General features: G+C 69.1%; 10 protein-coding genes. 4 read left to right on the top strand and 6 right to left on the bottom strand.

Annotation, left to right across the window (positions count from 1 at the left end; all coding sequences use genetic code 11):
* The 4 genes from ACFQ36_RS17765 to ACFQ36_RS17750 all read left to right on the top strand — a co-directional run.
* A partial coding sequence (locus ACFQ36_RS17765) for a sensor histidine kinase (protein WP_377016016.1) occupies positions 1 to 816 on the top strand: 816 nt, incomplete at its 5' end.
* 53 nt (positions 817 to 869) lie between these two features.
* The gene (locus ACFQ36_RS17760; protein WP_377016014.1) at positions 870 to 1,613 is read left to right on the top strand and encodes a LytR/AlgR family response regulator transcription factor; all 744 of its coding nucleotides are present in this window, start codon (positions 870 to 872) and stop codon (positions 1,611 to 1,613) included.
* Positions 1,610 to 2,008, top strand: a complete 399-nt coding sequence (locus ACFQ36_RS17755) for a hypothetical protein (RefSeq protein ID WP_377016012.1) — start codon at positions 1,610 to 1,612, stop codon at positions 2,006 to 2,008. Before ACFQ36_RS17760 ends, ACFQ36_RS17755 begins: the two co-directional genes overlap by 4 nt.
* Positions 2,005 to 3,465, top strand: coding sequence for a cation acetate symporter (locus ACFQ36_RS17750; RefSeq protein WP_377016010.1), 1,461 nt, complete (start codon positions 2,005 to 2,007; stop codon positions 3,463 to 3,465). Before ACFQ36_RS17755 ends, ACFQ36_RS17750 begins: the two co-directional genes overlap by 4 nt.
* A 5-nt stretch (positions 3,466 to 3,470) precedes the next feature.
* Here ACFQ36_RS17750 and ACFQ36_RS17745 read toward each other — a convergent pair whose 3' ends face one another.
* The 6 genes from ACFQ36_RS17745 to rpsB form a co-directional block, all read right to left on the bottom strand.
* A complete protein-coding gene (locus ACFQ36_RS17745; RefSeq protein ID WP_377016008.1) occupies positions 3,471 to 4,061 on the bottom strand; it encodes a DivIVA domain-containing protein in 591 nt (196 codons plus the stop codon).
* Between the two features lie 88 nt (positions 4,062 to 4,149).
* Positions 4,150 to 5,073 carry a phosphatidate cytidylyltransferase gene (locus ACFQ36_RS17740; protein WP_377016006.1) on the bottom strand — a complete coding sequence of 308 codons (924 nt, stop codon included), beginning with the start codon at positions 5,071 to 5,073 and terminating at the stop codon, positions 4,150 to 4,152.
* Positions 5,073 to 5,630: a ribosome recycling factor gene (gene frr, locus ACFQ36_RS17735; RefSeq protein ID WP_377016004.1), complete on the bottom strand. Its 558-nt coding sequence runs from the start codon at positions 5,628 to 5,630 to the stop codon at positions 5,073 to 5,075. The genes ACFQ36_RS17740 and frr overlap by 1 nt, the downstream gene beginning before the upstream one ends.
* Positions 5,631 to 5,796: 166 nt before the next feature.
* Positions 5,797 to 6,549 carry a UMP kinase gene (gene pyrH / locus ACFQ36_RS17730; RefSeq protein ID WP_377016002.1) on the bottom strand — a complete coding sequence of 251 codons (753 nt, stop codon included), beginning with the start codon at positions 6,547 to 6,549 and terminating at the stop codon, positions 5,797 to 5,799.
* A 132-nt stretch (positions 6,550 to 6,681) separates the two neighbouring features.
* Positions 6,682 to 7,521 (bottom strand): translation elongation factor Ts, encoded by an 840-nt coding sequence (tsf, locus tag ACFQ36_RS17725; RefSeq protein WP_377016000.1) that lies wholly within the window; start codon positions 7,519 to 7,521, stop codon positions 6,682 to 6,684.
* A gap of 153 nt (positions 7,522 to 7,674) precedes the next feature.
* On the bottom strand, positions 7,675 to 8,526 hold the full coding sequence (gene rpsB / locus ACFQ36_RS17720) for a 30S ribosomal protein S2 (RefSeq protein ID WP_377015997.1): 852 nt from the start codon (positions 8,524 to 8,526) through the stop codon (positions 7,675 to 7,677).
* Between the last annotated feature and the right edge of the window lie 605 nt (positions 8,527 to 9,131).

Below are 9,131 nucleotides of genomic sequence, written 5' to 3'. Positions count from 1 at the left end.
CCCGGTGCCGCCGGCGCCCGGCCGGGCGAGGCGGTCTTCGCCCCCATCCGGGTCCGCCGGCGCGTGGTCGGCACCGTGGGGGTCTATACGGCCCATGTGGGCGCCCCGCTGGTGCGGGCGGCCAGCGAAGTGGCCGCCTGGGTGGCCACCCAGATCGAGCTGGCCGAGCTGGACTCCTCCCGGGCACAGCTGATGGAGGCCGAGGTGCGCGCCCTGCGGGCCCAGATCAGCCCGCACTTCATCTACAACTCGCTCAACGCCATCGCCTCCTACATCCTCACCGATCCGGTCCGTGCCCGCGAGCTCGTGATCGAATTCGCGGACTTCACCCGCTACTCCTTCCGCCGCCACGGGGACTTCACCACCCTGGCCGAGGAGCTGAAGTCCATTGACCGCTACCTGCTGCTCGAGCGCGCCCGGTTCGGGGACCGGCTGACGGTGAGCCTGCAGATCGGCCCGGAGGTGCTCAGTACCGTGGTTCCCTTCCTGTCCCTGCAGCCGCTGGTGGAGAACGCCGTCCGGCACGGCATCGAGGCCAAGGAAGGCGCCGGCCGGATCAACATCATTGCCCGTGACGACGGCGCCCATGCCGTCGTCACGGTGGAGGACGACGGCGTGGGCATGGAGCCGGAGCATCTGCGCGAGGTGCTTGCCGGCAACGCCGCCGGGGACCATGTGGGCCTGAGGAACGTGGACGTGCGGCTGCGCCAGGTCTACGGAGACGAGCACGGCCTGGTCATCGACACCGCTCCCGGCGCCGGCACCCTGGTCACGCTGCGGATCCCAAAGTTCCAGCCGGAACACCGGGTGGACTGAGCGTCCGGCCCGGCAGTCTGGAATTCACCGGTACCGCTAATACACTGTCAGCCATGGTCAATGTTCTCGTCGTCGATGATGAGCTTCCCGCGGTGGAGGCGCTGGCCTACCTGCTTGCGCGCGACGAGCGGATCGGCAGCATCTACAAGGCCGGCTCGGGCGCCGAGGCGCTGCGGGCCCTGGAGAGCCACGAAGTGGACGCCCTCTTCCTGGACATCCACATGCCCTCGCTCTCGGGCCTGGACATTGCCCGGGTGGTCTCGCGCTTCAGCCGGCCCCCCGCCGTAGTCTTCGTCACCGCCGACGAGGACAAGGCGGTGCAGGCCTTCGACCTGGCGGCCGTGGACTACCTGCTCAAGCCGGTGCGCGCCGAACGGCTGGCCGAATCCGTGCGCCGGATCTGCGAACTGCCCGACGACAGGGCGGACCGGGACGGCGGCGACGGCACGGCCAGGCCGGAGGTGATCAGCGTGGACCAGGGCGGCGTCACCAAGATGATCCGCCGCGACGACATCCGCTACGTGCAGGCCCAGGGCGACTATGCGCGCCTGCACACCGCCGAGTCCAGCTACCTGGTCCGGGTGCCCCTCAACGACCTGGAGCGGCAGTGGAAACAGGCCGGCTACCTGCGCATCCACCGCTCCTACCTGGTGTCCATGGACCATATCCAGCAGGTCCGCCTCGGCTCGGGCCGGGCCAGCGTGCTGGTCAACGGCGCCGAACTGCCGGTGAGCCGGCGCCACCTGCCGGCGGTGCGCGACAAGCTTGAGACCACCCGGGTCAGGCCCCGCGGATGAGCCAGGCAACGCCGCAGGGTCCCGGACCGGGGCGCGTCCGGGTGACCGGCCCGCGGACCCGGGCCATCCACTCCCCCGGGCGCTTCACCGTCTCACGCGAACTGGACGAGCACTCCGAGGTGGGCGAGCTGTTCATCCGCTCGCTGATCCGTTCCCAGCTGCGGCTGGCCCTGGTGGTGGCCGGCGGATTCGGCGCGATCGTGCTGGGCGTGCTGCTGGTGGTGGTACTGCTGCCGGGCGGCTACGGAGTGGCGCTGTGGACGGTCCCGCTGCCATGGCTGCTGCTGGGACTGGGCATCTACCCGGTGCTGCTGGCCTGCGCCGGCCTGTACAACCGGGCGGCGGCCCGGAACGAGCGCAAGTTCCGCGACCTGGTCAGCGAGTCGGACGGATGAACCCGGCCGCCGGATTCGCGGCGCTGGCCGCCGTCTGCGCCGCCACCGTGCTGATCGGCGTCTACGGCCTGCGCATCTCCCGCACCACCGGGGACTTCTATGTGGCCTCGCGGACCGTGCCCCCGTGGTGGAACGCCTCCGCGATCGGCGGCGAGTACCTCTCCGCCGCCAGCTTCCTGGGCGTGGCCGGGCTGATCCTGGTCTCCGGGCTCCAAGGGCTCTGGTTCCCGCTCGGCTACACGGCCGGCTACCTGATGCTGCTGCTCTTCGTTGCGGCGCCGCTGCGGCGCTCCGGGGCCTACACCATCCCCGACTTCGCCGCAGCCCGGCTGGACTCGCGCCCGGCCCGGCTGGTCACCAGCGCGGTGGTGGTCGTCGTCGGCTGGCTCTATATCGTGCCGCAGCTGCACGGGGCGGCCCTGACCGTGCGGATCACCACCGGGCTGCCCGCCTGGACCGGCGCCGGCGTCGTGGTGCTGGTGGTGGTCTGTTCCGTGGTCGCCGGGGGCATGCGCTCCATCACCTTCGTGCAGGCCTTCCAGTTCTGGCTCAAGCTCACGGCCCTGGCCGTGCCGCTGTTCTTCATCCTGCTGCTGCTGGGCACCGAATCCCGGCCCATCACCGGCGGCGGCGCGGTGTTCCTGCCGGAGGCAGGTTCCGGCGTCCCTGTCTACGGGACCGTTTCCCTGCTGGTTGCGCTGCTCTTCGGCACCCTGGGCCTGCCGCATGTGCTGGTGCGCTTCTACACGAACCCGAACGGCCCGGCCGCCCGCCGGACCACATTCATTGTGCTCGGGCTGTTGTCCGTGTTCTACCTGTTCCCGGTCGTGTACGGGGTGCTCGGCCGCCTGTACACGCCGGACCTGGCCGCCGCCGGGCAGGCCGATGCCGCGGTGCTGCTGCTGCCCGGCCGCCTCATCGGCGGCGCCGCCGGGGACCTGCTCACCGCGCTGGTGACCGCCGGGGCCTTCGCGGCCTTCCTTTCCACCACTTCCGGGCTGGTAGTCTCGCTCGCCGGCGTGATCAGCCAGGACCTGTTCCGCGGCAGCGTCAAGGGCTTCCGCCGGGCGGCCGTCCTCTCGGCGCTGGTGCCGCTGGCAGTGGCGCTGTCCACCGATTCGCTGGCCCTGGCCGGCAGCGTGGGAACGGTCTTCGCGTTCACCGCCTCCACGATCTGCCCGCTGCTGCTGCTGGGCATCTGGTGGCGGGGGCTGACCGACGCCGGGGCGATCGCCGGGATGCTCGCCGGGGCGGTCCTGAGCGGCGGGGCCGTCCTGCTGGCGGCCGCCTTCGGACCGGCACTGGGTCCGATCCGCCAGCTGCTGGAGCAGCCGGCGGCGTGGAGCGTGCCGGCGGCCTTCGTGGTTACGATCGGCGTCTCGCGGGCGACGCCGTCCCGGCGGCCGGCGTCGGTGTCCCGCGTGATGGCCCGGCTCCACACCCCGGAACGGCTGTAGGGGAACTATTCGATGGTTGCCATCAGTTCCACGACGCGTTCGAGGAAGACATCCACCTGGTTTTCCTCGTAGCCCTCCTGGCCCCTGGCCTCCCGGAAGACCGCCCGCCGCACCACGTCCACGCTCAGCGGCTCATCATGTTCAAAGTAGTTGAGCAACTCGTTGCAGAGCGCATCCACATCCTGCACGTTGTAGCTGGACACATTGCGGTGGCGGGGCCGGCGGAAGCGCGCCCCGGGTTCGCGGTGCAGCCGCGCGCGCAGCACCGCCGAAAGCCTGCCGATCCGGGTCAGCCAGGCCTCCTCGCCCTCCTGCGCGATCAGGTCGTCCCGCTCGCGCTGGGCGAAGGCGTCCTCCAGCCGGTCCAGGGCGGAGTCCACTGCCCGGGGATCGTAGCCGCCTCGGGCCGGATCGAACGCCACGGTACGCACATCGTGGCTGGTCACCGGCGGCAATGCCGAGTCCCAGCCGTCATAGTACTCGCGCGCCCGGTCCAGGAACTTGTCCACCTGGCGCATGTTGTAGCCATGCTCGCGCCGGCTCACACGGTCAAAGGGGACGCTCCCCCTGCCGGCCTGGTGGGTGGGATGTGCCATTGCTTCTGCAGGTTCCTTCTTGCTCGGATATCGGTTGAATGGTTTAAATTCTGCCGTCCGGGGCCCGGGCGCCCGGGACGCGGACGGATCAGCCTGCCCCGGGGGCCAGCAGCACCGCCAGCAGGTAGCCCACCGGCGCGGCGAAGGTGATCGAGTCCAGCCGGTCCATGATGCCGCCGTGCCCGGGCAGCAGGTTGCTCATGTCCTTGATGCCCAACTCCCGCTTGACCATGGATTCGGCCAGGTCCCCGGCCGTGGAGGCGGCAACCGTGGCAATGGCCAGCACGAGGCCGAACCACCACTGCAGGTGCAGGATCAGCACCGAGCACAGGACACCGACCACGACGGCGCCGCCGACGGAGCCGGCAAAGCCCTCCCAGGATTTCTTCGGGCTGATCTTCGGGGCCATGGGATGCTTGCCGAAGAGCACCCCGACCAGGTACCCGAAGGTATCGTTCGCCACCACCAGCAGCAGCATCGTCGCGACCTTGAACGCGCCGTTGGGTTCATCCAGCAGCAGCAGGGCGAAGCTGATGAACAGCGGCACCCAGGCCAGGATGAACACCCCGCTCATCGCGTTCCGCGCGGCGTCTTTGGCGGTTTCCAGGCAGACAAAGACCAGGACGGCCAAAGCCGAGGCCACCAGCGCGAAGGACAGCGCCTCCGGTCCGCCGTAGAAGGCTGCGAACGGCATGGCCGCCGCCCCGGCGTACAGCGGGGGCAGCGGGACATGGATCTGCTTGACCGTCAGCGCCCGGGAAACCTCGCGGGTGCCGAGCACCGCGAAGGCGGCCACCAGCACCACGAAGGCGGAGGGCATGAAGAAGAGGCCGACCAGGACGATGGCCAGCAGGGCCACGCCCACCCCGATGGCCGCCGGCAGGTTGCGCCCGGCCCGGGACGGCTTCCGGGCCCGCTGCCGGCTCCGGCGGCCCGCCGGGGGCAGGGCACCGGGAGCGGCACCATCAGCGCGCCGTTCGCCAGCCCGTGTTGAAGGCGGGTCCTCGCTCATCAGACTTCGAGGAGCTCCGCTTCCTTACGCTTGAGCAGCTCGTCGACATTGTCGGTGTGGGCCTTGGTGCGGGCGTCCAGCTCCCTTTCGGCACGGGCGCCCTCATCCTCGCCGACTTCGCCGTCCTTGACCAGCTTGCCGATGGTGTCCATGGCCTTGCGGCGAATGTTGCGGATGGAGACCCTGGCATCCTCGGCCTTGCCGCGGACCACCTTCACGTACTCCTTGCGGCGTTCCTCGGTCAGCTCCGGCAGGACCACGCGGATCACGTTGCCGTCGTTGGCCGGGTTGGCCCCGATGTCGGAGTTGCGCAGCGCCTTCTCGATCTCGTTCAGCGCGGACTTGTCGTAAGGGGTGATCAGCAGGGTGCGCGCCTCCGGGTTCTGGAAGGAGGCCAGCTGCTGCAGCGGCGTCGGCGTGCCGTAGTAGTCGACGGTGACCTTGGAGAACAGGGCAGGATTGGCCCGGCCGGTCCGGATGGTGGCGAAGTCCTCCTTGGCCACTTCCACCGCCTTGTCCATCTTCTCGGCGGCCTCAAGCAAGGTTTCTTCGATCACGGTGTCTCCTTAGACGGTTCTGCACACGGTAGTGCCGGGCCAGGCAGCAGGCCGGCGGGCTCTGCTATCCATCCTAGCGGGTAGGCCAGGCCCTATCGTGTCGGCTGCGCCGCCACGCAGGGACCCGGCTGGCCTACCCTTGCCAGCCAGCCGGCCGCGGCGGGGCTCAGGCCGACACGAAGGTGCCGATCCGCTCGCCCAGGATGGCCCGGGTGACATTGCCCTCGCCCTCCATGCCGAAGACGACCATGGGGAGCTTGTTGTCCTTGCAGAGGCTGAAGGCGGTCTGGTCCATCACCCGGATGTTGCGGCGAAGTGCCTCGTCATAGGTGAGTGTGTCCAGCTTTTGGGCGTTCGGGTCCTCCTTCGGATCCGCGGTATAGACCCCGTCCACGCCGTTCTTGGCCGCCAGCACGACGTCGGCATGGACTTCCAGCGCACGCTGGGCCGCGACGGTGTCGGTGGAGAAGTACGGCAGCCCGGCGCCGGCGCCGAAGATCACCACACGGTCCTTCTCCATGTGGCGGATGGCGCGGCGCGGGATGTAGGCCTCGGCCACCTGCCCCATGGTGATGGCGCTCTGCACCCGGGTGTCCACTCCTGCCTGTTCCAGGAAGTCCTGCAACGCCAGGCAGTTCATCACGGTGCCGAGCATGCCCATGTAGTCCGCGCGCGAGCGGTCCATCCCGGACTGGGACAGTTCGGCGCCGCGGAAGAAGTTGCCCCCGCCGACGACGATGGCAACCTCGACCTGGCCCACGGCGGCGGCAATCTGCTTGGCGATGCCGCGTACGGTGTCCGGATCGACGCCCAGCTTGCCGCCGCCGAAGACTTCTCCGGAGAGCTTGAGCAGGACGCGGCGGCGCCTGGCCGCAGGAACAGTGGCAGTGGTGTGGATGTTCTCGTTCTGGGCTTCCATGGTGCCTCCCGGGCGTGCATTCGGTATCAGGTCAAGAATAGATGCAGGGCAGGAAAAAGGGGCGGCCACCAACGGTGGCCACCCCCTCCTCACGAACCGTTGCCGGTTCCAGCTTCCAAGTGCGCCTTGGTCTTAGGCACCCACGCGGAAGCGCGCGAAACCGGTGGCATTGACGCCGGCGGCCTCCAGGACCTTGCCGACAGTCTGCTTCGGATCCTTGGCAAACGGCTGGTCCAGCAGCACGATCTCCTTGAAGAACCCGTTCAGGCGGCCCTCGACGATCTTCGGCAGCGCGGCCTCCGGCTTGCCCTCGGCACGGGCGGTTTCGTCAGCGATGCGGCGCTCGTTCTCGACGGTCTCGGCCGGAACTTCCTCGCGGGTCAGGTACGCCGGCGCGAAGGCGGCGGTGTGGACCGCGACGTCGTGGGCGGCCTCGAGGGCACCGTCACCCTCGCCGTCGACGGCGAACAGCACGCCGACCTGGGCCGGCAGGTCCTTGGAGGTCTTGTGCAGGTACGCGTCCACCGTCTTGCCCTCGACGCGGGCGACGCGGCGGACGACGACCTTCTCGCCCAGCACGGCGCCCTCTTCGACGACATAGTCGGCCAGCTTCTTGCCCTCGACCTCGGCGGACAGCAGGGTGTCCAGGTCGGCGGCGCCGGATTCGACCGCAACCTCGAGCACCTTGTCGGCCAAGGCGATGAACTTGTCGTTCTTGGCAACGAAGTCGGTCTCGCAGTTGACCTCGACCATGACGCCGACGGTGCCGTTGACGACCTTGGCGGCAACCAGGCCCTCGGCGGTGGAACGGCCTTCGCGCTTGGTCGCGCCCTTCAGGCCCTTGATGCGGATGAGCTCCATGGCCTTCTCGGCATCGCCGTTGGCCTCGTCGAGAGCCTTCTTCACGTCCATCATGCCGGCGCCGGTGCGCTCGCGCAGGGCCTTGATATCAGCAGCGGTGTAGTTCGCCATATTGGACTCCAGTCCTCCCGTAATAAGCAGTTAGGTGGTTCCGCCGGAACGGCTGGCCGGTTTCCGGCCAGCCGTTCCGGCAGATGCCCCGCCGCAGGACCGCCCGTGCGGTGCGTCCGCAGGGTGCGCCAAGGCGGCAGGGGAAGTATGGAATTACTTGTTGGTATCCGCTTCGTCCGCGGCCGGAGCCTCCGCGGCCGGAGCCTCGGCGGCAGGGGTCTCGGGGGCCTGGGCCTCGGCGGAACCTTCGAGCAGCTCGCGCTCCCACTCGGCCAGCGGCTCGGCCGGGGCCTCGGTGCTGCCGGCGGCGCGGTTGTTGCGGGCGATCAGGCCCTCGGCAACGGCGTCGGCGATCACACGGGTGAGCAGGTTGACGGAGCGGATCGCGTCGTCGTTGCCCGGGATCGGGAAGTCGACCTCGTCCGGATCACAGTTGGTGTCCAGGATGGCGACCACCGGGATGCCCAGCTTCTTGGCCTCGTCCACGGCGAGGTGTTCCTTCTTGGTGTCCACAACCCAGATCAGGGACGGGGTCTTGGTCAGGTTGCGGATGCCGCCCAGGGTGGTTTCCAGCTTGTTCTTCTCGCGCTGCAGGAGCAGGAGCTCCTTCTTGGTGAGGCCGGAGCTGGCAACATCCTCGAAGTTGATCTCCTCGAGTTCCTTCAGGCGCTGGATGCGCTTGGAGACGGTGGAGAAGTTGGTCAGCATGCCGCCGAGCCAGCGCTGGTTGACATAGGGCTGGCCGACGCGGGTGGCCTGCTCGGCGATGGCTTCCTGCGCCTGCTTCTTGGTGCCGACGAAGAGCACGGTGCCGCCGTGGGCGACGGTGGCCTTGACGAACTCGAACGCACGGTCGATGTAGGACAGCGACTGCTGCAGGTCGATGATGTAGATGCCGTTGCGCTCGGTGAAGATGAAACGCTTCATCTTCGGGTTCCAGCGGCGGGTCTGGTGGCCAAAGTGAACGCCGCTGTCGAGCAGCTGGCGCATGGTAACGACGGGCATGTCGTCACTCCTTCCGGCAGTGCCGGCGCAGCTTCGGCGCCGGAGGGCATCTGCCTGTAGACGGTTGATAGCGTTTCGCCCGGGCGGGCGAGGCTCCTGGTGCCTGAACGTTGCCGCTGTTGCCAGCTTCGAACATGTGCCCGGACCGGACTGGCCGGACCGCCTGGACACATACCGCCGCAGCCTGGATGGCCGCCGGAATTCAGACACGCGTAGTCAGCTTCCTGCCTCCGGTGACGCGCGGCAACAGGGCAAAAGCCGGTCGCGGACACGGGTCGGGAAGGCGCAAAACTGCTTGAACCAGTGTACTACACGGTGGCCGGGCTTCCGGCACTGTCCGCGACCGTTCCTGCACAGGCCGGCGGGGCCGCCTGAGCGTCCACAGCGGCGGCTGCCGCAGTTCCCGTCCCCGGCGGGACCGGACAGAATCGGGCCATGGGAAATCTTCGGCCGGCACCCGTGCTGAAACCTTCGCAGGACCACCGCAGGCCGCTCCGCACCGTCTTGGCGGCCGTGCTGCTGGCCTGCTGCCGGGAGCCCCGGCTGCTCCCGCCCTGGCGCCCGGCAGCTACGCGCCGCCGTGGAGCTGGCCGCTTGACCCGGCC

Source organism: Arthrobacter sp. GCM10027362 (assembly GCF_042679445.1).
Classification (GTDB): Bacteria; Actinomycetota; Actinomycetes; order Actinomycetales; family Micrococcaceae; genus Crystallibacter.
The sequence above is the reverse complement of the archived record's forward strand: the minus strand, read 5'-3'. Positions and strand labels throughout refer to the sequence as shown.

What these genes read in the sequence shown, in the direction of transcription:
- ACFQ36_RS17760 (WP_377016014.1), top strand. Translation starts at nt 870, where the DNA reads ATGGTCAATGTTCTCGTCGTCGATGATGAGCTTCCCGCGGTGGAGGCG.
- ACFQ36_RS17755 (WP_377016012.1), top strand. Translation starts at nt 1,610, where the DNA reads ATGAGCCAGGCAACGCCGCAGGGTCCCGGACCGGGGCGCGTCCGGGTG.
- ACFQ36_RS17750 (WP_377016010.1), top strand. Translation starts at nt 2,005, where the DNA reads ATGAACCCGGCCGCCGGATTCGCGGCGCTGGCCGCCGTCTGCGCCGCC.
- ACFQ36_RS17745 (WP_377016008.1), bottom strand. Translation starts at nt 4,061, where the DNA reads ATGGCACATCCCACCCACCAGGCCGGCAGGGGGAGCGTCCCCTTTGAC.
- ACFQ36_RS17740 (WP_377016006.1), bottom strand. Translation starts at nt 5,073, where the DNA reads ATGAGCGAGGACCCGCCTTCAACACGGGCTGGCGAACGGCGCGCTGAT.
- pyrH (WP_377016002.1), bottom strand. Translation starts at nt 6,549, where the DNA reads ATGGAAGCCCAGAACGAGAACATCCACACCACTGCCACTGTTCCTGCG.
- tsf (WP_377016000.1), bottom strand. Translation starts at nt 7,521, where the DNA reads ATGGCGAACTACACCGCTGCTGATATCAAGGCCCTGCGCGAGCGCACC.
- rpsB (WP_377015997.1), bottom strand. Translation starts at nt 8,526, where the DNA reads ATGCCCGTCGTTACCATGCGCCAGCTGCTCGACAGCGGCGTTCACTTT.